The organism is Bryobacter aggregatus MPL3, from assembly GCF_000702445.1.
Taxonomy (GTDB): Bacteria; Acidobacteriota; Terriglobia; order Bryobacterales; family Bryobacteraceae; genus Bryobacter; species Bryobacter aggregatus.
Map to the genome: position 1 here is coordinate 553,364 of NZ_JNIF01000004.1, position 24,274 is coordinate 577,637.

22 protein-coding genes and 1 tRNA gene are annotated in these 24,274 nt (G+C 57.1%); 17 read left to right on the top strand and 6 right to left on the bottom strand.

Going from position 1 to position 24,274, the window contains the following annotated elements; translation table 11 throughout:
- Nucleotides 1-3 precede the first annotated feature (3 nt).
- Both M017_RS0122100 and M017_RS0122105 read left to right on the top strand, forming a co-directional pair.
- Entirely contained in the window at nucleotides 4-456 is a 453-nt protein-coding gene (locus M017_RS0122100) for a pepsin/retropepsin-like aspartic protease family protein (protein ID WP_155121566.1), read from the top strand.
- Nucleotides 457-1,089 carry an aspartyl protease family protein gene (locus tag M017_RS0122105; protein ID WP_031500370.1) on the top strand — a complete coding sequence of 211 codons (633 nt, stop codon included), beginning with the start codon at nucleotides 457-459 and terminating at the stop codon, nucleotides 1,087-1,089.
- On the opposite strand, the gene M017_RS0122110 is transcribed toward M017_RS0122105, so the two are convergent.
- Genes M017_RS0122110 through M017_RS0122120 form a run of 3 tightly spaced genes read right to left on the bottom strand, consistent with a single transcriptional unit; the run spans nucleotide 1,086 to nucleotide 3,058 of the window.
- Nucleotides 1,086-1,568: a 2,4'-dihydroxyacetophenone dioxygenase family protein gene (locus M017_RS0122110; RefSeq protein ID WP_031500371.1), complete on the bottom strand. Its 483-nt coding sequence runs from the start codon at nucleotides 1,566-1,568 to the stop codon at nucleotides 1,086-1,088. The two genes, M017_RS0122105 and M017_RS0122110, sit on opposite strands and share 4 nt — an antisense overlap.
- 5 nt (nucleotides 1,569-1,573) lie before the next feature.
- Complete coding sequence (locus tag M017_RS0122115; protein ID WP_031500372.1) at nucleotides 1,574-2,245, bottom strand: SDR family NAD(P)-dependent oxidoreductase; 672 nt, start codon at nucleotides 2,243-2,245, stop codon at nucleotides 1,574-1,576.
- 9 nt (nucleotides 2,246-2,254) lie between these two features.
- Nucleotides 2,255-3,058: a cytochrome-c peroxidase gene (locus tag M017_RS0122120; protein WP_051670719.1), complete on the bottom strand. Its 804-nt coding sequence runs from the start codon at nucleotides 3,056-3,058 to the stop codon at nucleotides 2,255-2,257.
- Between the two features lie 151 nt (nucleotides 3,059-3,209).
- Between M017_RS0122120 and M017_RS0122125 the strand changes: the two genes are divergently transcribed.
- The 14 genes from M017_RS0122125 to M017_RS0122190 all read left to right on the top strand — a co-directional run bounded on the left by M017_RS0122125 (nucleotide 3,210) and on the right by M017_RS0122190 (nucleotide 18,974).
- Nucleotides 3,210-3,286, top strand: a tRNA-Pro gene (locus tag M017_RS0122125).
- Nucleotides 3,287-3,759: 473 nt separating this feature from the next.
- Nucleotides 3,760-4,437 (top strand): hypothetical protein, encoded by a 678-nt coding sequence (locus M017_RS0122130; RefSeq protein WP_031500374.1) that lies wholly within the window; start codon nucleotides 3,760-3,762, stop codon nucleotides 4,435-4,437.
- Nucleotides 4,438-4,540: 103 nt separating this feature from the next.
- Entirely contained in the window at nucleotides 4,541-5,542 is a 1,002-nt protein-coding gene (gene ligD, locus M017_RS0122135; protein WP_238326007.1) for a non-homologous end-joining DNA ligase, read from the top strand.
- On the top strand, nucleotides 5,542-6,579 hold the full coding sequence (locus M017_RS0122140; RefSeq protein WP_080508087.1) for an ATP-dependent DNA ligase: 1,038 nt from the start codon (nucleotides 5,542-5,544) through the stop codon (nucleotides 6,577-6,579). The genes ligD and M017_RS0122140 overlap by 1 nt, the downstream gene beginning before the upstream one ends.
- Complete coding sequence (locus M017_RS0122145) at nucleotides 6,576-7,217, top strand: hypothetical protein (protein ID WP_202901705.1); 642 nt, start codon at nucleotides 6,576-6,578, stop codon at nucleotides 7,215-7,217. The genes M017_RS0122140 and M017_RS0122145 overlap by 4 nt, the downstream gene beginning before the upstream one ends.
- Nucleotides 7,218-7,277: 60 nt before the next feature.
- On the top strand, nucleotides 7,278-8,654 hold the full coding sequence (locus tag M017_RS0122150) for an MDR family MFS transporter (RefSeq protein ID WP_031500378.1): 1,377 nt from the start codon (nucleotides 7,278-7,280) through the stop codon (nucleotides 8,652-8,654).
- Between the two features lie 98 nt (nucleotides 8,655-8,752).
- Nucleotides 8,753-10,009, top strand: a complete 1,257-nt coding sequence (locus tag M017_RS0122155) for an enolase C-terminal domain-like protein (protein WP_051670720.1) — start codon at nucleotides 8,753-8,755, stop codon at nucleotides 10,007-10,009.
- Between the two features lie 53 nt (nucleotides 10,010-10,062).
- A complete protein-coding gene (locus M017_RS28155) occupies nucleotides 10,063-10,641 on the top strand; it encodes a TadE/TadG family type IV pilus assembly protein (protein ID WP_031500380.1) in 579 nt (192 codons plus the stop codon).
- A gap of 74 nt (nucleotides 10,642-10,715) precedes the next feature.
- On the top strand, nucleotides 10,716-11,348 hold the full coding sequence (locus M017_RS0122165) for a TadE/TadG family type IV pilus assembly protein (protein WP_162180010.1): 633 nt from the start codon (nucleotides 10,716-10,718) through the stop codon (nucleotides 11,346-11,348).
- A 27-nt stretch (nucleotides 11,349-11,375) separates the two neighbouring features.
- A complete protein-coding gene (locus M017_RS0122170; protein WP_031500382.1) occupies nucleotides 11,376-13,490 on the top strand; it encodes a VWA domain-containing protein in 2,115 nt (704 codons plus the stop codon).
- A 48-nt stretch (nucleotides 13,491-13,538) separates the two neighbouring features.
- Nucleotides 13,539-15,197: an FAD-dependent oxidoreductase gene (locus M017_RS0122175; RefSeq protein ID WP_031500383.1), complete on the top strand. Its 1,659-nt coding sequence runs from the start codon at nucleotides 13,539-13,541 to the stop codon at nucleotides 15,195-15,197.
- Nucleotides 15,173-16,936 carry an outer membrane protein assembly factor BamB family protein gene (locus M017_RS0122180; RefSeq protein WP_051670721.1) on the top strand — a complete coding sequence of 588 codons (1,764 nt, stop codon included), beginning with the start codon at nucleotides 15,173-15,175 and terminating at the stop codon, nucleotides 16,934-16,936. The genes M017_RS0122175 and M017_RS0122180 overlap by 25 nt, the downstream gene beginning before the upstream one ends.
- 73 nt (nucleotides 16,937-17,009) lie before the next feature.
- A protein-coding gene (locus tag M017_RS28885) for an IS5 family transposase (RefSeq protein WP_202901706.1) occupies nucleotides 17,010-17,785 on the top strand; the annotation gives its coding sequence in 2 pieces (ribosomal slippage) (nucleotides 17,010-17,349 and nucleotides 17,349-17,785; 777 coding nt in all).
- A 67-nt stretch (nucleotides 17,786-17,852) separates the two neighbouring features.
- Nucleotides 17,853-18,974 carry an IS630 family transposase gene (locus M017_RS0122190; RefSeq protein ID WP_051669437.1) on the top strand — a complete coding sequence of 374 codons (1,122 nt, stop codon included), beginning with the start codon at nucleotides 17,853-17,855 and terminating at the stop codon, nucleotides 18,972-18,974.
- Nucleotide 18,975: 1 nt separating this feature from the next.
- Here M017_RS0122190 and tnpB read toward each other — a convergent pair whose 3' ends face one another.
- The 3 genes from tnpB to M017_RS0122210 form a co-directional block, all read right to left on the bottom strand.
- Nucleotides 18,976-19,176, bottom strand: coding sequence for an IS66 family insertion sequence element accessory protein TnpB (gene tnpB, locus M017_RS29500; RefSeq protein WP_202901707.1), 201 nt, complete (start codon nucleotides 19,174-19,176; stop codon nucleotides 18,976-18,978).
- 667 nt (nucleotides 19,177-19,843) lie between these two features.
- Nucleotides 19,844-22,357, bottom strand: coding sequence for an ABC transporter permease (locus M017_RS0122205; RefSeq protein WP_031500387.1), 2,514 nt, complete (start codon nucleotides 22,355-22,357; stop codon nucleotides 19,844-19,846).
- Nucleotides 22,344-22,697: a PadR family transcriptional regulator gene (locus M017_RS0122210; protein WP_031500388.1), complete on the bottom strand. Its 354-nt coding sequence runs from the start codon at nucleotides 22,695-22,697 to the stop codon at nucleotides 22,344-22,346. Before M017_RS0122210 ends, M017_RS0122205 begins: the two co-directional genes overlap by 14 nt.
- Nucleotides 22,698-22,957: 260 nt before the next feature.
- Between M017_RS0122210 and M017_RS30460 the strand changes: the two genes are divergently transcribed.
- Nucleotides 22,958-24,241, top strand: coding sequence for a collagen-like domain-containing protein (locus tag M017_RS30460; RefSeq protein WP_202901708.1), 1,284 nt, complete (start codon nucleotides 22,958-22,960; stop codon nucleotides 24,239-24,241).
- Nucleotides 24,242-24,274: the final 33 nt, after the last annotated feature.

Here is a 24,274-nt window from a genome sequence, read left to right on the forward strand (position 1 = left end):
TATTTGGCGGCAAAGGCTTTACTGCACCTTCGTCAGGCAGATTTTGTTCCAGCGGAGCGGAGCCTGAAGGAGGCCTTGGCGCTGGGTGCAAAGAATCCTGACTTTATTCTGGCTGCTGCGAGTTTTGAGAAGGATCCGGAAAGGGATATCGCTCTGACCGAGAAGGCGCTGTCTTTGCTGGACTCTGGGTCGCAGATGGCCAAGTCGATACGGGCTAGCTTGCAATTGACGAAGTCGATGAAGTCGCGCGATCGCTCGAAGCTGAGTTCGCCTTATACGGCGTATTCGATTGAAGCTTCTTTGATCCGGGAGCCGAATTCGCAGCAGACCGGGCAATTGGTGCGGGTTCGGATCAATCGAAGCAAGACGCTGAGTTTGTTACTCGACACGGGAGCGAGCGGATTTTTGATTCGCAAGAAGTCTGCGCTCAAGGCGGGTCTCGAACAGGAGGGATAAGTGAGCAAAGGCATCGGTACGGATCCGGCGGCGGAGAGTCATGAGCTTCTTGCGGAGCATTTGGCGATTGGCAAGTTGGAGTATCAGAATGTGCGGATGCGGATTGTGGACCGGACGGTTCGTGTTGGCGCTGATGGGTTGATTGGCGCCGATGTCTTTCTGGAACCGCATCCGGGATTGGATGCTCCTCCCGAATGCTTCTGTGACTATGATGCTCCGCTCAGTGCCCCAGCGGGATGGACCCGGGCAATTCGCAGCGGCAATCACCTCTTTACGATGGCGCGGGTGAACGACCAACATTCGGCGATGGTTCTCATTGATAGCGGCGCGACGCTGGACCTGCTGTCCAAGCGTTTCGTGAAGGGCGCGAAGATCGGGACCAGTGCTTCGAACATCGTCCTGCAAGGCGTGCAAGGGAAGGTGGCGGACACGGAACTGGCGCGGGAAGTGGCGCTGCTCTTTGCCGGGTTGAAGTATCCGGTGGGAGACATGGTGAGCTTTGACATGGATCGGCTGTGCAGTAGCATGGGCGTCGAAATCTCAGGAGTTCTGGGGATGCCGCTGCTCCTACAACTGACGCTCACCATCGACTACCGGAATGGTTTTATGCGCTTTGCGCACGAGAAGAATTAGCGGATGAACTGCTGGATGTAGTCTTCGCCAAGCCCGCAGGCAATGTAGTGCTTACGGCACATCTCGATTTTCGTGAAGACGTCCTCATAGGCAGTAACTTTGCCTTCCGCGTCGACATAGATCATGGCTCCCGTGATGTGAAACAGGGTGATCATCTGTGGGACATCGGCTGGAACGACGAGAGTGTGCGTTTCGCCGGGTGGCTCAAAGACATAGCTGCCCTGGGTGGCGACCCAGTCATGTTCGAGGTAGTGCCATTTGCCTTCGACCACATAGCCGTGGACGGGGGCAGGGTGGCGGTGGCGGCTGAGGATCCCGGACTTGCGGACCCGCAGCAGGTTGACCCAATAGCCTTGCCGGGTGGACAGACAGAGAGGGCGGAACCAGACGTTTTCCGCTTGCGGCACCCAAACGCGTTCGTCTTCGGGAATGATGCTGGGGATGACGATGTCTTTCGCCATTTCGAGTGGTGGGGTCATCGTGCTCACGCTATCAGATAGCCGCCGTCTACGGGAAGGATTGCGCCGGTAATAAAAGCAGCGGCCGGGCTAGCGAGGAAGAGTGCCGGGCCTGCAACGTCTTCGGGCTTACCCCAACGGCCCATCGGGGTGCGCCGGGTGAGGGCGTCGCGCTTGGCGTCATCCTCGGTGAGGGGCTTGGTGAGTGGGGTTTCGATCCAGCCGGGGGCGAGCGCGTTGACGCGGATCTGGTCTGGAGCCCAGGCAATGGCGAGGCTTTTGGTGAGTTGCGCGACGCCGCCTTTGCTCGCCGAATAAGCAGGCGCTGGACCGCTGCCAAGGAAGCTCAGCATGCTGGCAATGTTGACCATCGATCCCTGTGAGGCTTTCAGCATCGCGTGGCAGGCGTGGGCCATGCGCATGGTGCCGTTGAGGTTGATGTCGATCACCTGGGCGAAGACCTCAGGCTGGTGTTCGTCGAGGCGGCGGATGATGCCCGCTGCATTCACCAGTACATGCAACTCGTTCAAGGGTGCAAGAGCGGCTTCGATGCTGGCGGCGTTGCTGACGTCGAGGCCCGTTTCGAGGCCGAGCGCATGGACTTTGGCGCCAGCGTCCTCAAACGCTCTGGCGATGGCGGCGCCGATGCCGCTGGTGCCGCCGGTGACAACTACAGTTTGATTCGCGAAGGAAAACACACAGCCAGTTTATCGGCTGTAGTCGCCGCTGAGCGTTTCGAGAAAGCGAATTACGGCATGCTTTTCGAGCTGATTCAAGAGGATGCCTCCCGCGTGGCGATCGAGAAGCTGGGTCAGGCTTGGGATGGAGCCGTCGTGCATGTACGGCGCGGTGTAGATGACTTCGCGCAGACCGGGAACTTTCCAGGACTTGCCGTTGCCGTCGGAGGACATTTCGCCGTTGGTGAAGTTGGGGCCGGAGTGGCAGTGCGAGCAACCTGCCTTACCGAAGAAGAGCTGTCGGCCAAATTCATGCTCCGGTGTCCATTGTTGGCGACGGCCAATGCGCCATTCCTCGTAAAGCGAATGCGTGGATTTGAGTGTGCGTTCATAGGCGGCGATCGCGGTGACAATCCGGTCGAGGGTAATCGTTGAGTCGCCAAAGGAGCGGTGGAAGCGGAGTTGGTATTCGGGGATGAGGGAAAGGCGCATTTCCAGATCCTTTTGCTCATTGCCCATTTCCAGTGCGTTCAGCAGCGGCCCCTTCGCCTGTTCCTCCAAGGAACTGGCGCGGCCATCCCAAAAGAAACGTGTGGCCTTTTGGAGGTTGAGGAGGGAAGGGGAGTTGAAGGCGCCTCTCGAGCCGCCCACGCCACGGGAGGTGGGATTGGGATCGGCAAAGGCAGTGTCGGGCCGGTGGCACATGGCGCAACTGACGGACGAGTCGCTAGAGAGGCGCTTGTCGAAGAAAAGCTGCCGCCCGAGGCTTTCCAGTTCGCCAGCCAGGAGAAGCGAACTCATTCCACCCAGCAGCGCGAGAGAGAAGAAGCGCATGTTGCTGGAGAGTAACGCGCGAGGAGGATCCGGTTTGGATCAATCTTGAAAATTAAGCTTTCGACGGACTCGGGAGCGGTATCTCTTCATACAAATGAAAATCCGGAACGAAAAACGCAGCAGATGCGCTATGATTGGAAGGTTGTTTGTTCGGGCCGTAGCGCAGCCTGGTAGCGCGCTTGCTTGGGGTGCAAGAGGCCGCGAGTTCGAATCTCGCCGGCCCGACCATTTAACACCAGTCGAAATTTTCTTACGCTGTCAACCAAAGGTTGACGGCGTTTTTGCTTTTTGCGGGGAGACTCTGCCGACCTTTGTCGCTCTTGCCTCCTGGAAGGAGAGGAGTTCGCCAAACTCACCAACTGAAGGCTATCCTTGCCGCGATCAGAATCAACTGACGGTACGGGCGGCACATGACCCACGTGGATCTCCAGCAACGCGGAGCTGGGACGGTTCACTGTTCACCGGCTGATGTCAGTCCTGAACCGCCTTGGTTCTCGAATCGAGGTGAGCATCCGGCTGCGGCCATTAGAGGCGTGTATGTCTTTCGCTTTCAGGGTTGGGTTTGAACTGTGAGGTCGCAGTACCATTAGCACTTCCCTGAGCCGCTCTTTTGGATTCTTTGTCACGAATGATCTGATTTTCCTGACTTCACTGGTGCGCCGAACTGAATCGGCGCGTGATGGATGAGGAGGAAAATTTTTATGTATCGGCTTTTAATCGTGACCCTGATGGCCATTGCGATGACTATGAGTCTTTCTGCCACGACGCTATCCGGTTTCACCAGCTTTGGCACAGACTCAAATGGACAATGGACTGGTGGCATCACTGCGAGCGGGGGGTGTTGCCAGGTGCTGAATCTCGAAGTGGGCTCTTTGACTGGCAACGGCGCGAATTTCCAGGTGTTGCCTGATACCCTGTCTGACGGGACCTATACAATCTATCTCGAGACCACGGATTGGACTTCTAATTTTGGAGTGATCTATGGCGGCGTCAATCTGTTCTTCGATGGGAGTACGGCACCGGGAATCTCGATTTTCACTCCCACAACCTTCGATCAGGCCGATCATCCCGGGTTCTTTGTCATTGGGGCTGGCGTGAACACGGCCAGTCTCAGCAACACTCTGGTGAATAGCGCCAATAGCTCTGTATACACGAGGGGTGGCACCACGGTGACGATCAACGATATGCAGTGGGTGGGTGGCTCCGGGAACAATCCGCTGCTTTTCGGCGCGACTGTGGTGGCGCTCAATCTGACGGTGAGCAGCGATCCGGGGGACCCGCCGGCAGTGCCCGAACCGGCGAGCGTGTTCCTGTGTGCGACCGGGCTTGGCCTGGCGATTTTCAAACTGCGCCACCGCTCAGTGCGCCCTCCGAATTAAGACAAAGGCCATGGGGGCGCAGTGGCCTTTGTTTTGAGGAGATCTCTTTGCGCCCTCCCACCTTTGATCGAAACAAAAGAGCGCCTCACTCTGTCCTGAAGGTATGCCTGTCCGGACTGCCGCGGCGAAAGCTCCTCTGAGCCGTTCTGCCTCCACTCGCGCGCCCAAGCTTTCCACTGCTCCCAAGAGACCGATTGTGATTCCACGGAGCGGAGACGCCATCGTTACAGTGAACGGGAAGGCGGTTTCACTGACGAATCTGGCAAAGGTCTTCTGGCCTGCAGAGGGAATTCAGAAGGCCGATCTGCTGCAATACTACGCGGACATCTCCCCCTACTTGCTTCCCTATCTCGAGTCGCGCGCGATGGTGCTGAAGCGTTATCCGAATGGAGCCTTTGATGATTTCTTCTTTCAAAAGCATGCACCGGCGTCACGGCCGGATTGGCTTCCAATTTGCAAGATCCAGCATGGCGCAACCAATCTGGTGGCCTTTCCGGTGATCGATGATCTTGCCGGACTGCTCTGGGCGGTGAACCTGGGTTGTATCGATCTAAACCCCTGGTATGCCCAGTGCGATGACGTGGATCGTCCGGATTCTCTCCACTTTGATCTCGATCCTACTTCTGGGGCGGACTTTGCTCTGGTGCGGCAGGCGGCTCTCCTGCTGCGGGAAGAGCTGGACGCTCAAAAGATGAAGAGCTATCCCAAGACGACGGGGTCTCGCGGTATCCACATCTATGTTCCGATCGAGCGGGGACCTTTGCAGAAGCAGGTTTGGACGGTGGCCAAGGCCTTTGCGGTCCGTCTTGCTGCGAAGTATCCGGATATTCTTGAATCTGAATACCGCATCGCGAAACGGAAGGAAAAGCGGGTTCTGGTCGACTATAACCAGAATGCGTGGGGACGGACTCTTGCTTCGGTTTATTCGGTGCGTCCGAAGCCGCGCGCGACGGTTTCGGCGCCAGTGACTTGGGACGAGGTGGAGCAGGGAATCGAGATCGAGGACTTCCGGATCGACAATATGGTGGCCCGCGTGGCCAAGCTTGGCGATCTGTTTCGTCCGCTGTTGCTGCAGAAAAGCCGCGTCAAGCTGGGGGTGGACTGATGAATCTCAGCCATCTTCCAATCCAAGTGCCGTATCTTCCGATGGAAGCAAAGAGCGTTGCGCAGATTCCCAAGGGTGCGGAGTGGCAGTATGAGCCGAAGTGGGACGGGTTTCGCTGCCTGGCCTTTCGCGATGGCGACACGGTGGAGTTGCAGTCAAAGTCGGGCGAATCGCTGACGCGCTACTTTCCAGAACTGGTGCAGGCGCTGACGGCTCTTCGGGCCAAGCGCTTTGTGCTGGACGGCGAGATTGTTCTCTTTATCGATGGACGTTTGTCTTTTGATGACTTGCTGCAACGCATCCATCCGGCCGAAAGCCGGGTGCGGAAGCTGTCTGTCGAACATCCGGTGAAGCTGGTGCTGTTCGATCTCCTTGTCGATGACAAAGGGAAGCTGGTGGCCACTGATGTGTTTGCGAAGCGCCGCAAGGATCTGGAGCACTTCATCTCTAGATATGTAGACAGCGACGAGATTCTCTTTCTTTCTCCGGCGACCCGGGAACTGGAGAATGCGGAGACCTGGCTTGAAACGATGCGCGGGCAACTGGATGGCGTGGTGGCTAAGCGCCTGGACCTGCCCTATCAGTCCGGGGAAAGGGCGATGCTGAAGATCAAAGATCTGCGGACTGCCGATTGTGTCGTCGGAGGATTTCGCTATGGGGCTCGCGAGAAGCTGGTGGGTTCGTTGCTGCTGGGTCTCTATGATGAACAAGGACTGCTGCATCATGTCGGATTCACGTCGTCCATTGCTGCGGCGGAACGTCCTGCCTTGACGGAAAAGCTGGAGGCACTGATTGGAAAGCCGGGATTCACCGGCCGGTCTCCTGGAGGGCCGAGCCGCTGGTCAACGGCAAAGTCGGCAGATTGGCAGCCGTTGCGTCCGGAGTTGGTGGTAGAGGTTCGCTACGATCACTTCACCGGCCAGCGCTTCCGGCATGGTACGAAGCTGATGCGCTGGCGGCCCGATAAGTCGCCCCGCCAATGTCTGTTGTCCCAGTTGGAGGGCGAGTCGGCCTCGCCGTTAGGATTGATCGCTTGAGCTTCCCTCGTGTTTTTCTTCTTTCTCCGGCGAATCTGGGCGGACGGCGTGCCGAGATGCTGTTGCGCCGCGATGCAAGCTTTGACCTGGCGGTGCGTTTGCGCGAAGGTGCGGCGACGATCGGGGAGACTTATGCCTTTGTGAGTGGGCTTTATTTCCGGGGCAAACTCGCCTATGCGCGCAGCTTTGCTGTCCCACATCTGGGCTTGCCTCCGGCACTGGTGATTGTGCCGGGACGCGGATTTGCTCATCCCGAAGAGACGGTGAGTTGCGAGGACTTGCGAGCCATTAGCGGGGTAGAGATTGCTGTGAGCAATGAAGCGTATCGGAATCCGCTGTTGCGAGAGGCAGAGCAACTGGCTACGAACTCGAGCCCGGATTGCCGCTTTGTCCTCCTGGGTAGTGTCGCGACGAATAAGTATACGGAACCCTTGCTCGGCGTGTTTGGCGAACGCTTATTGTTTCCCGCTGATTTTCTCGGACGCGGCGATATGAGCCGGGGCGGCTTAATGCTGCGGCGTGTGGAAAACGGCGAAGAGCTCTCGTATATTCCGATCCAAGGGAGCGTTTTGAGGGGCAATCGTCCTGGAAAGCTGGAACCCCGCAGTCGTCCCTTTGACCCGCCAGGATCCCCTTAAAAGAGCTCAAGCTTGCGTGACTTTCTCAAAGCGGCCAGACTAACCTAGAAGTTGGAGTTCTTGGAGCGGTTCTTCCAGTCGCCCCGTCGCGTGGTGACCTTGGGGTTGATGATCGGGTCTTTCATGGGGTCCATGGAGGCGACGGTGGTTGCCACCGCGATGCCGACCATTGTGCGGGAAATGGGTGGGCTGAGCATCTATGGTTGGGCATTTTCCATCTACGTTCTGGCCTCCAGCGCCGGAATTCCAGTTGCGGGGAAACTCAGTGATATTTTAGGGCGGCGGCTTGTTTACGCCTGGTCGATGGGTTTGTTTCTGGTGGCCAGCCTGCTTTGCGCCTTTGCTCCAAGCATGGTGTGGCTGATTGTCTTTCGGGCGCTGCAGGGCTTGGGAGCCGCTGGATTGCTGCCTCTGGCGCTGGTGATGATCGGCGACATGTTCTCCTTTGAAGAGCGTGCCCGGGTGCAAGCATTCTTCAGTGGCGTTTGGGGGCTGTCGAGCGTGCTCGGTCCGTTGCTCGGCGGTTTTCTGGTGGACCGGATCGGCTGGGCGAGCGTGTTCTATCTGAATGTTCCGTTCGGGATCCTGTCGGCCTGGTTTGTTTGGCACTGGTGGGAGGACCGGCATACGCTCGCTGTCGGGAAACCGCACATCGATTATCCTGGTGCGATCCTGGTGACGCTTTCCGCCGTGACCTTACTTCTGGGCCTGGTGGATCTGGCGGTTTGGTGGGGCTGGGCGCTGATCCTCTTGTCGGTTGCCTTGGCCTATCTGCTCTTGCGGGTGGAGCGGTCGAGTCCTGACCCGGTTCTGCCAATGCCCTTATTCCGGGATCGCCTGTTTACGATTTCCGTGCTGCATGCGTTGCTTGTCGGCTGGACTCTGACCGGCGTCACTGCTTATGTACCGCTCTTTGTGCAGGAAGTACAGAAGAAAAGTGCGACGGAGGCTGGCGCCACGCTCACGCCAATGCTGTTGGCCTGGGTGGTGGCGAGCGCGATTTGCGCACGGGTGATGCTCCGTGTGGGCTATCGGGGACCGGCAATTGGCGGGATGGTGTGTGTGGTGCTCGGCAGCATTCTGATGAGCCTACTGCAGCCGAATTCCGGAAAGGCATTGTTGCTCGGGTCAATGGCGGTTCTGGGGGCAGGGCTCGGGCTGACGGTACCCGCGCTTCTGATCGCGGTCCAGATGATGGTGGAGCGCAGATCGATGGGGGCCGCGACGGCGACGATCCAGTTTGCCAGAAGCATTGGGGGGAGCATCGGGATTGGGGTGATGGGCGCGTTCTTCAGCTTTCGGCTGACTAATGCCGGTATTGCCGAAGCACTGCAGACGACCTTTCTGGTGGCGGGTGGCGTGTCCGTTCTGGGCCTTGTGCTGACGATTCTGGCGCCGAAGTTGAGTGCGGCCGAGATGGGACAACGGCGATCCTAGGCTTCTCGACCCGCAACCAGTTGTGACTGGAAATCGATTGATACCCCAACTCTTCACAGCGGAAGACCGATACGGGCCGCACTGATAGAATTGCCCCCATGAAACGGCGTGAGGTTTTTGGTTTGCTTGCAGGTAGTTTTGCGGGCTGGGCGGCGGAGTCGCAGTGCAGGATTGAGGCGGTCGAGATTTGGGAGTACCAGGGGACGCGCGAGGCTGAGCGTGGGGTGAATGGGCAGTATCAGGTGCAGCCGCTCCATATTTATGATGGGGAACGTCCGAAGGAATATCGCGATGGGGCAGCGACGCGTGGGCCACAGAAGACGACCGCCATCTATTTGAAACTGAAAGCAAGCGGGGGTGTGGAAGGACTCTATGGTCCGGTCGATCGAGAGGCGGCAATTGTCATCGATCAACAGATTCGCAGCTTTCTCGTTGGGAAGGACGCGCTGGCCGGCGACGTGGTGTGGGACCAGATGTGGCGTCTGAACCGGCATGCGCGGACCGGAATCTTCATGATGGCGATCAGCGCTGTGGATAATGCGCTGTGGGATCTGCGGGGGCGCTACTTCAAGACGCCGGTCTATCGTCTGCTCGGGGGACCGTCGCGCAACGCGGTGGAAGTGTATGGCAGTACGCTGGGGAGTTCGGTGGAGCCTGGCAGGATCGCAGCGCGGGCGAAGGAGCTGTATGCGAAGGGCTTTCGCAACCAGAAGTGGTTTCTGGCCGATGGGCCCGGAAGCGGGCCAGAGGGTTTCGCTCGTAACGTGAAGGTGGCGGAGACTTTGCGCGAAGCGCTGGGTCCGGATGCCGGGCTGATGTTTGACGTCTTTAATGGCTGGGATCTGTCCTATGCGTTGCGCTGGTGCAAGGCCGTCGAAGGGCTCCGGCCAAGGTGGCTGGAAGAGCCGTTCAGCAGCGAGAAGGTAGATGCCTATGCGCGGCTGAGTGCGTCGACGAGCGTGCCGATTGCGACCGGGGAACATTTCTATGGGCGTTGGGAAGTGCAGTCGTTTCTGAAGGCGGATGCGATTCGGGTGGTGCAGGCGGATCCGGAATGGTGTGGTGGGGTGAGTGAGTTGAAGAAGATCTGCACGCTGGCGAGTGTGTATGATGTGCCGGTGATTCCGCATGGGCATAATTTGCATGCCGCGCTGCATGTGGTGGGGAGTGAGAATCCGTCGACTTGCCCGTTGAGCGAATTCCTGGTGTTGAAAATGGCTTCGTATTACCATTTTGATCGGAATGCGCTGCTTCCGGTGGATGGAAAGATTGAGTTGAGTGAGCGGCCGGGCTTTGGAATGGAGTTGGATGTGGCGAAAATTGAAAAAGCACGGCTCCTTTCCTGGAAGATCTAAAGTCCGCCTCCGCTTAGGCCGATTACGCTGACATGCCCGAAGTGGGCGTGTCTATGAAGCAAGCTGTGAATCCGAAACGCCGGAGAGGGCGACGTGGGAATACGCTGATCGAGTTTTCGCTCTGCGCCTTGCCACTCTTTGCTCTGTTCTTTGGCGTGTCAGATATTGCACTCGCCGTTTTTCTGAAGAGCATGCTGCAAAGTGCCGTGCGGGACGGAGTGCGTTTTGGGATCACCTTCCAAACCACACTGAATGGGACGAGTTGTGGAACTCAGACAGCCTGTATCAAGCAGGTGGTGCAGAACGCGTCGATTGGCTTCTTATCTGGGACTGCAAATAGCAATCTGATCTCGGTGAAATACTATCAGCCGACCGATCTCACCAATCCGCTGACGCCTGGGGATGTTGGTGTCGGGAAAACGATCAAGAATGACACTTATAGTCCGGCTCGATCGCTTATGTATATGAACCAGACGGGCAACCTGATTGAAGTCTCTGTGACGGATTTCCCCTGGAACTGGATGGTTCCTTTGCCGAATTTCATGCCTGGAACGCAGATCAAGATGAGTTCTTCGGCGAGTGATGTTCTTCAGGGCTATCCGGTGGGCGCTTCTGCGCCGCCAGCTCCTTAATCGGGATTCGGGAAAAGAAAATGAGTTTTGTGAATCCAATCTCCGTCCGTCGGAACACCAAAGAGAGAGGGAACGTGATCATTGAGTTTGCGCTGATCACGCCGTTTCTCATGATCCTGCTCGCAGGGACTTTTACGATCGGAATGAGCCTGAATCGCTCGATTCAGGCGAGCAATCTGTGCCGGAACGCGAATGTGTTGATTGTGCGGGGCGTCAATCTGATGACTCCGGAGAATCAGAATATGTTGATTCGATCAGCGAGCGGGATGGGTTTTAACCTCGCCGGGACTAATTTACCCGATCCGAATGGAAAGGGTGCGGTGTATGTGACGAAGGTGGTTCGGGTGGGGAGCAACGAGTGCTATGCGGGAATCTCAACCTGGAACGGAAATGCTTCAACGTGTGCCAACTTTGACGAGTATGTGATTGCCCAAAGGGTGAAGATCGCGAATACTTCCCGCTGGAGCAGTGCACTGGGCTCCGTTTCGACACAGACGCTCTCCGATGGGAGTCTGTATGACTCTGATATTGCGATCAATACGGGAGTGCGGGCGAGCGGCTTCTCGAAGACGACAAGCGGAAGCGGCATTATCTATCTGAATCAGGGTGAGTTTGCGTATATCTGTGAAGTGTTTGCCGATGTGTCGGAGTTGAATATGCTTCCCTGGCTGGCTGCTCCGAGCATCGCTGTTCGGAATGTCAGTTAGAGAGCGGGATGAGAGAGAGGTTGTGCCATGAGTGAGGTTCTTCGTCCCCAACCGGAGGGTGTTCCGGGCCAGCGCCCGATGCCGTCGCATCGGGAAAAAGGGATGGCGGTGTTGATCTCCGCGATCCTCATGTTCTTTACTCTCGGTACGGTGGGTCTGGCAATCGATGGTGGCTTGGCCTATCTGGTGAAGGGACGGTTGATCGCCTCAGTGGACTCTGCTGCACTTGGCGCCGCACGAGGACTGAATCTGGGTGACGATGTCGCAACTGCGAATGCGGCCGCAACCGCGAGTGCAACTCGCTTCTTCAACGCGAATTTTCCTAGTGGCTATATGGGGACCGACCCCGCGTTGACCACGATTACTCCGACCTTCACACTGTTGACCACGGGCGGCGTCGCGAATGGAATCCTGCAGGTGGACGTGGTCGGTGCTGTGACGGCGCCCACCTACTTCATGCGTATGTTTAGTGTGCCGAACATTCGAGTGAGTGCGACGGGAACCGCCACGCGAAGAACGCTGGTAATGATGCTGATTCTTGATATCTCAGGATCGATGGGGAGCAGAAATACTACCGTAGGGACGATTCCCAGTACCTTGGTTTCGAATGCAAGTTCCTGTGAGGCAATGGTGTATTCGGCGATTCAGTTTTTGAATTTCTTCAGCCCGTATGACTATATTGGCGTAACTACATTTTCGAGCCAGGCACAGGTGGTCTACACCCCGTCGACGAACTATAAGAAGACGGGTTCCGCAGGTGCGGCGAAGGCGATTGCGAATCAGGACTGTACGGGGTCGACGAATACAACTCCTTCGTTGGAATTGAGCTATGCGGCGATTCAGAATGTTGGACTGAAACTTGCGATGAATGAAATTGCGCTGTTCACAGATGGAGTCGCAAATACGGTCAGCGGAGCGTTTCCGTTGCGAACACAAAAGGATACGCGATACTCTCCATCTCCGGTATCCGCAATCAATCCTCCCTCAACGAATGTGCAGCTCTTACATTCGGATCCCAATAATCCTTATAGCCCCACTACCTACTATCTGGGAACGAATGTGACCCCGACACTCGATTCTCCATATTCAACAGCGCAGACGACTCTCAAAAATTCCGGAGTTACGCCGTTGTATGGTGATTCTCGATTTCTACCACTCTCGGCTGTGCAATATAAAAAATATACGGATTTGGCGCAGGGCACGCGCGATGCATTCGGCTGGTACCTCGGTAGCGCTTCTGGACCTTATCTGCCGCGATGGATTCAAGACTCCGGGGCTCCAACGAATAACTTCAGAAATTGTCAGAACAATGACGCAGCCTCAGAATTTGCCTATAAGTGTTACATGATGGCGGTCCCCTCTGCATCAACGAGTCCTGCAACCGTCACCGGATCGATTACTGTCACTCCTTCTTCCAGTGGAACACTCTACAACAACGGTTCCTCCTCGAGCGTAGGCTCAATGACATCGTATAGTTCGAAGTATGGGTATCGAACGGGCTTCCAGAAGACACTTCCCAATGTCAATGTTACTGCGATTCCATCTGGATTCCCCACTCCGAGTTCTCCCAATACACTAGTGAGTTCTCAAATAATTGCGTACATTCCCGACACAGATCAGTTCGGCAACTCGAATCGCGGCTTCAAGGACAATTGGGTCTTCGAAGTCAATTCGAACTGCGCGCCCTCCGGAACTCCTGTCAATGGTGGAAACTTATGCCGTTTCCGAGGTGGAGACTGGGGCAGTTATTCAAGTGTCGGCGAAGGCAGTAATTTTTTCCAATCTGGTCCCTACAGAAATTATCTACGGCCTGACTTCAACAACCCTTACCCGGTGGCAGCGATGAATAGTACCGTGTCTGCAGCCAACAAGATCCGAAACGATACCGACTATAACATCCGCATCGATACGATCTATCTGATGGGAAATGAAAATGTGGTGGATCGGGATTTTCTCCAGATTGTGGCGAACGTCGAGCAGATCAAGCCGATCGTATTCGACAATGGCACGGTCTCTCCCTACAGCAATCCCTACTTCAATCCGAACCAGCAGAAAGGTCTCGCGATGGCGACGACGGATGGTTCACAGTTGGCGGGATTGTTTGCCCAAATTGCTGCTTCGTTGCTTCGACTCAGCCGTTGATCCTTCCTCTGGTGGCATGATGGATTTTGCCCCAGGAGAACTAGAGTCATGCAAAGAAGATCGTTCCTGAATCTTGTAGCGGCGACGAGCTTCGCCGCTACAACCCGTTCAAAAGAGTTGTCTGCTGAGATCGCCATTCTTGGTGGCGGTACCGGCGGTTGCGCTGCTGCCCTCGGTGCTCTGCGAGAAGGCCGCCGCGTCCTTATGACGGAGGAATGCCGCTGGGTGGGTGGGCAACTGACCTCGCAGCTTGTGCCCCCCGATGAGCATCCCTGGATCGAGATGTTCGGCGGCACGCGGAGCTACCGTTCCTATCGCGATCATGTGCGCGCCTACTATCGGGCGAATTTTCCGCTCACAGAAGAGGCGCGCCATCGCGTCCCGTTCAATCCTGGTGGTGGTTCGGTCAGCGGGATTACGCATGAACCGAAAGTCTCATTGGCGGTTCTCGAAGGATTCCTGGCTCCCTATGTCGCGAGTGGACAACTGGTTCTGCTGACGGAATTCAAACCGGTGGCGGCGAGTGTTGCGGGAGACCGCGTGCGTGCTGTCACGGTGGAGCACACCACAGAGAAGCACCGCATCACCATTAGTGCTCCCTACTTCATTGATGCAACCGAACAAGGCGATCTCTTGCCGCTAACAAAGTGTGAGTTTGTGACCGGCTTTGAGAGCCGGGCGGTGACCGGAGAACCGAGTGCTCCCGATCAGGCGCAGCCGGATAATATCCAGTCTTTCACCGTCTGCTTTGCGATGGACTATCGTGATGGCGAGAACCATGTGATTGAGAAACCCCAGGAATATGCTTTCTGGCGCGATTATGTTCCGGCGATGAAACCTGCCTGGCCTGGGAAGTTATTGAGTCTGCGGATGAGCAATCCCCAGACGCTGCAGTTGCGCAATGTCAGCTTCGATCCGACGCAGGATGCGGGACAAGCGGGGGGACCGTTGAACCTCTGGTTGTACCGCCGGATTCGCCGGCGGCGGAATTATGTGGACTGGCAGCAGGATGCCGACATCTCGCTGGTCAACTGGCCGCAGAATGACTATTGGCTGGGCAATCTCCACAATGTTAGTCAGGAGACGGCGGCGAAGCATCTGCATCGGGGCAAGCAGCTTAGCCTTTCTTTGCTGTATTGGCTGCAGACGGAGGCGCCTCGCCCTGATGGAAAAGCAGGCTGGCCCGGTTTGCGCCTGCGGCATGATCAGGCTGGAACAGAAGATGGATTGGCGATGTATCCCTATATCCGGGAGAGCCGTCGCATCGCTGCTGAGTTCACTGTCCTTGAACAGCATGTCGCCTCGAAGATTCGAGGCGAGAAGGGGACTGCTGAACGTTTTGCCGATAGCGTTGGTGTGGGGAGCTATCGAATCGATTTGCATCCTTCGAGTGGTGGGGACAACTATGTTGATGTTGGCTCTTTGCCGTTTCAGATTCCGATGGGTGCACTGATTCCCAAACGGATGGAGAATCTGTTGGCCGGAGCGAAGAATCTTGGCGTGACGCACATCACCAACGGCTGTTACCGGCTGCATCCGGTGGAGTGGAACATCGGTGAAAGTGCGGGCGCATTGGCCGCTGAGGCGCTTCGGACCGGTGAGCCGCCTCGCCAGATCCGGAACGACATGAAATTGCGGGATGCCTTCCAAACGCGCCTCCGCTTGAGAGGGGTACAGACGGAATGGCCCGCTTTGTCGGCTCGTTGATTTTGTTTTGCTGCGTTGCCTGGGCGCAGAGAATCGATCCTTCCAATGTGGAGAAGCTTCAGGTTGCCTGGCGTTATGCCCATGGTGAGAATGGCCCTGACACTGGTGCGGCGCGCCGCACCAGTTTCTCAGCGACCCCGGTGCTGGCCGATGGCAAACTGATCCTGGTGACGCCGAAAGGTTCGGCGATCGCGCTTGATGCGAAGAGCGGACGTGAAGTTTGGAAGGTGCCTCGCAATGGAGAAACCCGCCGGAACTGGGGGGCGGCGCATGCGAAGGGGCGCGTCTTTTATGGCACTCCTGATGGCAAGCTGATCTGTCTGCTGGCAAAGAATGGCGAGAAGCTCTGGGAGATCGATTTGCGTGCGGGCTTGTACGCAGGACACCTGTCGCAGAATATGCCGCCAGCGATCTTTGGCGATCTGGTGATTACGGGCGGGGAAGTGCCGGAGGCTACGCCGCAAGGTCCGGAAGGGATGATCCGCGCCTGGCGTCAGAGTGATGGCAGTCCAGTCTGGGAGTTCCATACGGTCCCTCGTGACGGGGAGCCGGGGGCAGAAACCTGGGCTCCGGGTTCTCGTAAGAATCGGACTGGCGTCAATGTGTGGGGCCAGTGCGCTGTCGATGAAGTTGCTGGTGCGCTGTACTGCCCCACAGGGAGCCCGAGTTACGATTTCTACGGTGCAGACCGCAAGGGCGCGGGACTCTATGCCAACAGCGTGGTGGCTCTCGATGGCAAGACCGGGAAGCTGCGTTGGCACCGGCAACTGGTGCATCACGATCTATGGGACTATGATTTGCCTGCCAAGCCTGTGCTCTTCGAGGTGAAGCAGAATGGGAAGACGATTCCAGCCTTGGCCCAGATCACGAAGATGAGTCTGGTTTGGATTCTTGATCGCCGTACGGGCGAGCCGATCTTTGGGTTTGAAGAACGAGCAGTTCCGCAGAGTACGATGCCAGGGGAAGAGTCTTGGCCCACGCAGCCTTTTCCCTTGAAGCCTGCCCCACTCTCACGAACGGCGCTTGCGTCAGGAGATCTGAATACGTTGACGCCGGAATGGGAGCAGGAGTGCCGCGCGCTCTATGAACAGGTGGGGCGGTCCGGGCTGTTCACTCCTTGGGAGAAAGATCGGTACACGCTCATTTTTCCCGGACTTCTGGGAGGTGGCACCTGGAGTGGTGGCTCTTTTGATGCTGCGCGCCGGCTGCTTTTTGTCAACAGCAATGACATCGGATATATTGGCAAGCTGACCGAGCGGGACGGGCGTTGGATGCTCTCCACTCCTCCAGGACAGGCTCGTTTTACGACCAAGAATCTTGTGCCCTGTACGGTGCCGCCATGGAACACGTTAAACGCGATCGATGTGGATACAGGCGAGGTGCGTTGGAGGGTGCCACTGGGCGAGTTGCCGGAAGCAAAGAAGAAAGGTTTCGATCACACGGGTGCTTACGGCCTGGGGGGTTCTCTGGCATTGCCTTCAGGCGTGCTCTTGATTGGAGGGAGCGCGGATTCTACCTTTCGGGCCTTTGATGCTGCGAGTGGCAAGACGCTTTGGGAACAGCCAATGAAGGCAAGTGTTTATGCGACGCCGATGTCGTTTGTCACAAAGGAGGGCCGGGAGTTTGTGGTGGTTGCGGCAGGAGGGGGAAGCTTTTTTGCCGGTCCGATGGGGGATGAACTGGTGGCCTTTACGCTTCCTGAGACAACAAAGAGAGAGTTGCCAAGTCGCGGACGTTAGAAATGGTCTCATAAACCTCTGAAGAGCGGAATATGGGAATCTGAAAGAGCTCTGGTGAATTGCGCGGAAGTGTATGCGTGGACGATGGGACTTAAAGGACGACCAATGGGAAGTCGTGGAGCCGGTGTTGCGTCCGCAGCGCCGAGCGGATCAGCGTGGCAGGCCGTGGCACGATACTCGATGCGTATTGAACGGGGTGCTGTGGGTTTTAGGGAGTGGGCCGCAGTGGCGTGAACTACCAGAAAGATATCCGCCATACCAGACCTGTCACCGACGTTTTCAACAGTGGGTGCGCAGCGGAAAGCTGGAAGAGACGCTGAGAGTGTTGGCCCGCTACTTACATGAGCGAGGCCAGTTGAATCCGGAAGAAGCGTTCGTTGATGCCACATTCGCGAGCGCAAAAAAGGGGGCCTCGCCGTTGGCCCCACCCGTCGCGGCAAGGGCACGAAGATCATCGCTCTCGCCGCTGGTGACAGTCTTCCTCTCGCCGTTGCTGTCGACAGCGCTTCGCCGGCCGAGTGTCAGCTTGTGGAAGACGTTCTGGCCGGAAGCTTCCTCGATGAAATGCCCAGGCGACTCATCGGAGACAAAACTTACGACTCGGATAAGCTCGACGAAAAGCTTGCCGAAGAGTACGGCATCGAGATGATCGCGCCGAACCGGCGCAACCGGGGCAAGACTCAGGATGGACGGCCATTGCGCCGTTACCGCCGCCGCTGGCGCGTCGAGCGACTCTTTGCCTGGCTTCATCACTTTCGACGCCTGGTCACTCGTTGGGAATACCACGTCGAAAACTTCCTCGGATTCGTTCGCCTCGGTTGCTTACAAATCTTACTCAGACGTTTATGAGACCGCTTCTAGTGTCCTGAGTCCTAAGTGGCTGGCATAATATAACCGCTTGTTCTATGGTTGAAGCATGGAAGCGAAGCGAGGACGACCCAAGAAGCAGGAGTTGGTGGTAACCGAGCAGCAACGGGAAGAGTTGGAACGGTTGGTGCGGCAGCCAAGAAAGTCCCGAGCAACAGCGTTTCGGGCACGAATCATCCTGGAATGCGACGGCGGATTGAGTAACGCCGCAGTTGCGGCGAAGCTGAGGACAACTGGGTTTACTGTTGGATTCTGGCGTAATCGTTTCATTGTGGGCGGGATCTCAACTTTGGGAGATGAGCCTCGGCCCGGGGCGCCACGAGAAATCGGCGACGACAAGATTGAGCAGGTCGTCCGGCTCACACTGGAGAAGGCCCCCAAGGGAGCAACCCATTGGTCCAGCCGAATGCTGGCGACGAGAACAGGACTGAGTCAATCCACCATCAGCCGCATCTGGCGTGCCTTTGGTCTGAAGCCACATCGAAGCGAAACCTTCCAGTTGTCGAACGATCCGTTGCTGGTTGACAAAGTGCGGGACATTATTGGGCTCTATCTGTCGCCCCCGCATCATGCGTTGGTGCTGTGCGTGGATGAGAAAAGTCAGATCCAGGCGCTAAGCCGGAACCAACCCGTGTTGCCGCTACGAAGCGGTCAACTTGAGCGCCGCACGCACGACTATCAACGACATGGAGTGACCAGTCTGTTTGCGGCTCTGGATATCGCCACCGGCCGGGTATTGGGCAAATGCTATCGCCGTCATCGCTCTGTAGAGTTCCTCGATTTCTTGAAAAAAATCGATGCGGCCGCCCCTGCCGACCTGGATGTCCATCTGGTGCTGGATAACTACGGAACGCACAAGACCGCCAAGGTTCGACAGTGGCTCCAAAAGAGGCCCCGGTATCATCTGCACTTTACTCCCACACATGCCTCTTGGTTGAACCAAGTCGAACGCTGGTTTGCGTTGTTGACACAACGGCAAATCAAGCGTGGCTCTCATCGAAGCGTCTCGGAACTAGAGGACGCTATTCGGAAGTTCATTGCCGTGCACAACGAGCAACCCAAACCATTCCTCTGGACCAAATCTGCCTCTCAAATTCTTGAGTCCATCGCCCGCTTTGCTTCAACCACCCTTGCCGCCCATCAACCGAACACTTCTGCTAGAAATCAATGACTCAGGAGACTAGTGTTCCCAAGGCTGTGGGGCGGAAGAGTTTTGCTTCCTTTGCTACTTTGATCAGATCTCCACGATGCCCGCAGAACGCAAAGGCCTGCCCCGAGAATGGATCGCCGCTCAGTGCCTGTTGCACTATTGCGCTCAGCCCGGTGAAGTTGCGGCGCATATCGGTTCGCCCCGCCACGATCCAAATCTGCACACCAGTTGGCGCGAGGTTTATCCCAGCACCTTGTCGAGCATCAGCCGCAAACAACTCAGACCGGGTGATCCTTCGATCCAAAGTTGAACAGTTGAACACCGGCAACCTCCACTTCAATACTGCCTCCCTGCGGCTGAGACGCTGCCATTCGCACTGGCAATACCTACGGGTGAATCCTCATCGTTGCGCAGACCTTGCGTATATAGTCGTTGCCACTGAAACATCTGGTTGGTATTGACGCCGTGCTGTCACGCCACCTCTGCCACAGATCTTTCAGCGTTCAAGGTCGCCTCGACAATCACTTGGCACTCAGCACGCCTCCGCTGAATACGGATTCCACCTTTTCCGACCCGGAGCCCGCGCCCAACATCATTGATTCCGCTCTCCGTACCCATCCCTCAAGCTTCCACTCTCTTCGGCCTCTTGCACAGACGGCCTAGGGTGGACGCTTACCGAGATCGCGACAAGCAGTGGCAAAGACTTGGATGGATCGGCGGCTTCGTTGTCAGGCAGGACGGCCGGGAACTGGATTCGGAATCGCCCATCGTAGGCTAGGGACGGATGCAGGAACGCGGTGGCGGAAGCCTGCTTTTTATTGGATTGCTGTTTCCACTTTCCGGAATCGAGTGGAGCAACACAGAACGAATCCTGTCGGCTGAGCTCTTTCTTATTCGGAGCGCAATGCCTCAGCGGGATCGAGTCGGAGGACTTGGCGAGTTTTAAGCCAGATCGCCAGGATTGCGACGCAGAAGAGCGAAGCCAGCGGAAGGAGCCGGAGGTTCCAAGTTGCGGGCTGGATCGTTTCGATCAGCTTTGTCAGCAGGGTAGCGGTGGTAGGGATCAGCAGAAAACCCGCACTCAACCCGAGTAGGATTGCCGGGAGCATCTGAGCTAAGATCATGGCGCGCACCTGCCGGGATTGTGCTCCGACAGCGAGTCGAATCGCGATTTCGCGCGTGCGCTGTGCCATTGCATTTGCACAGATGCTATAGCAGTTGAGGAGCGTGAGCAGGAGCGAAAATCCACCAAAGAAGGCGAGCACGATGGTGTAGAGATTTGGTTTGGCCAGAGTCCTTTGGACTCGCTGCTCAAGCGGCAGGACATCGTAGACGGGTACGTCGGGTGAAAGGCTCTGCAGGGCTGCTGCCAGTTGGTGAAGGGGTGCATTCCCACTTTTGTGGTGTATGGCAATGGTGAAGAAATTGGGGGGCGCTTGCGCCATGGGCCGGAAGAGCGCGGGCATGACTCCGCCTTCAGCGCCATCAAACTGAATGTCTCGAGTTACCCCGATGATCGTTGCGGGCTTCTCGTCTTTGTCCGTCGGGCGCAGCTTTTGACCGAGCACCGCGCGCGCTCCACCATCCAGCTTCGCGTAGGACTCATTGACGATCACGACGGGCTCGGAGTTGAGGGTATCGTGAGCCGTAAAGTCGCGGCCTGCCAGGAAGGGCGTGCCAACGGTTTGAAAGAAGTCCGGACTGGCGCTCAGCGTAATCAACATCTGCTCCTGTGGTGTCGTTCGCAGTTTGTAGTTTGCGGCAGAGAAGGTTTTGGTGGCGATGGGGAAGTAGTCGATGGCAGCTGCCGAGTGGAACTGTGGGAAGGCGCGGACTTGCGCGAGCGCCTTGCTGATGTAGTCGATGCTTTGCTGTTTGCCCTCGTAGCGTGTGCCGGCGAGCGAGATGGTTGCCGTACTGATGTTCTTGGTCGTCAAGCCGAGATCGGTATTGTGGAGCCGGATGAGCGCTTCACCGATGCTGAGCGAACTTGCCAGCAGAACGACCGTGAGTCCGAACTGCAACGCGAGGAGCGCGTGGCGGATGGAATTTGCTCGCATCGCCCAAGCGCCTCGTCGCAAAAGCACTGGCGTGAAGCCAAAGGCGAGACCCGAGAGCAGGGAGAGTAGGAACGCGAAAAGGAGTACCTGGGAATCGAAGACTTCATAGTGCTGGAAGCGGAAGTTCGGCGGGAAGTACAGAAAGCCGAGCTGGACTGTTAGGTGGGCGATTCCGAGGCTGAGGAGTCCGGAGATCAGCGAGAGCAAGATGCATTCCGTCAGGATTTGTTGACTGATGCGGGCGATTCCAGCTCCGAGGGAGCTGCGAATCTGGAACTCGCGCTGGCGTGCCGCATAGCGCGTGAGCAAGAGGTTCGCCATATTCGCACAGGCGATCAGGAGGACGGAAGTGATGCCGACAAAGAGAACCCAGACGGATTTTGCGATTGGGCCGGCAAGCTGTTCGCGCAAAGAGACGAGACGGGCTTTCCACTCCGGGGCGGAGGAGAAGGGTTTGCCATTGGCCGCGGCATCGAGTTCGAAGGCGCGCACCGCAGTGGGGAAGGAGAGATGGGGCTTCATCCGTCCGATGATCTTGATGTTGTCGGGGCTCTGCTTCGGGATCCTGTTCCAGTCGAATGCTGTGGGCGTCCAAAGGCCAGCTTGATCCGGGTAGTCGAATCTAGGGGGTGCGATTCCAATGACGGTGAGCGGGAAATTATTGATCCGGATCTTCTGACCCAGGATGCGCAGGTCGCCTCCGTAGGCCTGTTCGAACAAGGCATGGGAGAGAATGGCGACATCGCCCTTTCCACTCACGCCTTCTTCGTGGGTGAAGTTTCGTCCCCGGTAAATGGGCGTTCCCAGCAGGTCGAAGAAGTTTGGGGATACTTCCACCACGGGGATGCGTAGGGATTGGGAGTTCCCCGACAGATTGAGCTTGGAAACGTTGACCGCGGTGGCTCCTGAGAGATAGGACGTAGAGCCTGCCCATGCTTCAAAGGCTGTTTGCCCTTTAAACAGTGGTCCGAAGAAGATGTTCAGTTCCACGAGCTCTTCGGCGTGGGCGAAGGGCAGAGAACGGTAGAGCGTCGCGCTGAGGATGCTGAAGATTCCGGTGGAGACTCCGATGGCCAGGGAGAGCGACAGGATCGCGAGGAGCGTGACGCCCATAGCTTTGCGCCAGGTACGCCAGCAGTAGCGGGTGTCTTGCAGGAACTCGCTGCCCATGATTTGCGGCCAGAGTAAGAGGAACTCCCAGAGGCTCTGGAGGAGCAGGCGGAGTCGTGAGAAGGCCGAAGGGGCGTCCATCCATTCGTCGGCGAACTGCTGGTGCAGAGCGCTTCCGTACTCAGCGCGGAAGCCTGAAGGGTAGAGACGGATGAGCTGGTTAAAGAACCACATGCGCACCTGCCAGCCGTACGAGTTCCTGCATGCGGAGCGCTTCGGCGCGGGTGCAGTCCCGGCCCAGTGGAGTGATGCGGTAGTAGCGGCGGCGCTGGTCGTCGAGATGCGGATCTGGGCGTTCCTCAGATTCTTCGATGAGACCTTGCTCGAGGAGCCGATTGATGTGGCCGTAGAGGAGACTCGGGCCAGGGTTCAACTTCTTGTGCGTGCGGGCGAGGATTTCGCGTTTGAGTGCGTAGCCGTGACGCTCTCCCTCGAGTAGGGAGAGCAGCAAGTGGAAACTGAGCGGAGGCAGGGGAAGAAGGTCTTCGACTTTCGAGTCTTCCTGTTTCGGCATAGTAGTTCAGATTATGAACTAGATGAGGACTCGCTTGCAAGAGCTTCCTAGAACTTTCCTGATTTGAGCAGGTCATAAATCTGTATTTTATTGAGTTTTATTTCTAATTCATGAAATGTATAATTACGTACGACTTGTCTTAAATCGATAAGGTTAAATAGTGTATTTATCTTAGATTGCGAGTAAGGTTCCTGATCTAAGAGGAAGGCTCTTGAATGGTTTTTTGTATCGGATCTGCGACTTTGAAAGGTAGGGCGGCGATGTCCGCAACTTTCCTTTTGTCTTTGGCGTTTCTGACGCCTGTTGCTTTTGGGCAACGCGGTTCCTCTCATGCGATTCCGCTGGAGAACTGGTCTGTGGAGAAGCAGAACCGGGATTTTTTGAATGCGGCGATTCCTGCTCCTCCCGATGGGGCTTCGCCCGCACTGGTCTTTATTGCAATTCCGCCCTGCCGCGTGCTGGATACGCGTGCGGAAGGCGGGTCGGGAAAGACGGGTGACTTTGGGCCGCCTTCTCTCATCGCGAACGAATCACGAATCATTGCAGTGGCGGCCACGAATTGCGGAGTGCCTGCGGCGGCCGCGTACTCGATGAACTTTGTGTCTGTGACACCGGTGGGCAAGACGGTGGGTTGGGTGGCGGCTTGGCAGGATAACCGGCCCTGGCCGGGAACGGTTGTGCTCAATGCTCCTCTTGGCGGAATCATTGGGAATGCGGCGATTGTCCCCGCGAGCCCCGAGGGGCGGATCCAGGTGTTGTCGACGGATCCGACCGATCTTGTCATCGATATGAATGGCTACTTTGTCCAGGCATCCATGATTGAAGTGGCTCAGGGCCCCGCGGGTCCAACCGGGCCAACCGGTCCCCAGGGCCCTGCAGGGCCACAGGGACCCCAAGGACCTGTTGGACCCGCTTCGACAATGCCTGGTCTTGTGGGACCTCCGGGGCCGGCAGGACCCGCAGGCGCGGTTGGGATTCCTGGGCCGACGGGGCCAGCAGGACCTTCCGGCGTGCAGGGGCCTCCTGGACCTCAGGGACCGATTGGATACACGGGCCAGCCGGGACTGATGGGGTCGCCAGGGCCTGTGGGACCCACCGGTGCAACCGGGCAGGCGGGCGGCATTCGTTCATTCGCTGACTTTTATGCCTTGATGACGCCAGACAACGCTGCCCCGGTGCCGGTTGGCGGCGACGTGAGTTTTCCCCAGGATGGACCAACGTCTTTGACCAGCATTTCACGGGCGGGACTTTCCAGCTTCAAGCTGGCGTCAGCCGGAATTTACCAAGTGCAATTTCAGGTCAGCATCAGTGAACCGGGACAGTTGGTGCTCACGATCAATGGCGAGGACCTTCCCTACACGGTGGTGGGACGGGCGAGCGGATCGAGTCAACTGGTTGGTGTGGCGCTGATCGAAACCAAGACGATCAACGCCATTCTGACGGTGCGGAACCCGGTTTCCAACGCTAGTTCTCTGACCCTGGCGCCGATGGCGGGTGGTGTACGGAGCGTCTCTGCGCATCTGGTGATCACTCAGCTGCAATAGCCTCTTCGCAAAACGAAACTGCGGTATATCCGT

Excerpts from the sequence above, each read along its gene's own strand:
- M017_RS0122110 (WP_031500371.1), bottom strand. The coding sequence starts at position 1,568 with ATGACCCCACCACTCGAAATGGCGAAAGACATCGTCATCCCCAGCATC.
- M017_RS0122120 (WP_051670719.1), bottom strand. The coding sequence starts at position 3,058 with ATGCGCTTCTTCTCTCTCGCGCTGCTGGGTGGAATGAGTTCGCTTCTC.
- M017_RS0122130 (WP_031500374.1), top strand. The coding sequence starts at position 3,760 with ATGTATCGGCTTTTAATCGTGACCCTGATGGCCATTGCGATGACTATG.
- ligD (WP_238326007.1), top strand. The coding sequence starts at position 4,541 with ATGCCTGTCCGGACTGCCGCGGCGAAAGCTCCTCTGAGCCGTTCTGCC.
- M017_RS0122140 (WP_080508087.1), top strand. The coding sequence starts at position 5,542 with ATGAATCTCAGCCATCTTCCAATCCAAGTGCCGTATCTTCCGATGGAA.
- M017_RS0122155 (WP_051670720.1), top strand. The coding sequence starts at position 8,753 with ATGAAACGGCGTGAGGTTTTTGGTTTGCTTGCAGGTAGTTTTGCGGGC.
- M017_RS28155 (WP_031500380.1), top strand. The coding sequence starts at position 10,063 with ATGAAGCAAGCTGTGAATCCGAAACGCCGGAGAGGGCGACGTGGGAAT.
- M017_RS0122170 (WP_031500382.1), top strand. The coding sequence starts at position 11,376 with ATGAGTGAGGTTCTTCGTCCCCAACCGGAGGGTGTTCCGGGCCAGCGC.
- M017_RS0122175 (WP_031500383.1), top strand. The coding sequence starts at position 13,539 with ATGCAAAGAAGATCGTTCCTGAATCTTGTAGCGGCGACGAGCTTCGCC.
- M017_RS0122180 (WP_051670721.1), top strand. The coding sequence starts at position 15,173 with ATGGCCCGCTTTGTCGGCTCGTTGATTTTGTTTTGCTGCGTTGCCTGG.
- M017_RS0122190 (WP_051669437.1), top strand. The coding sequence starts at position 17,853 with ATGGAAGCGAAGCGAGGACGACCCAAGAAGCAGGAGTTGGTGGTAACC.
- M017_RS0122205 (WP_031500387.1), bottom strand. The coding sequence starts at position 22,357 with ATGTGGTTCTTTAACCAGCTCATCCGTCTCTACCCTTCAGGCTTCCGC.
- M017_RS0122210 (WP_031500388.1), bottom strand. The coding sequence starts at position 22,697 with ATGCCGAAACAGGAAGACTCGAAAGTCGAAGACCTTCTTCCCCTGCCT.
- M017_RS30460 (WP_202901708.1), top strand. The coding sequence starts at position 22,958 with ATGTCCGCAACTTTCCTTTTGTCTTTGGCGTTTCTGACGCCTGTTGCT.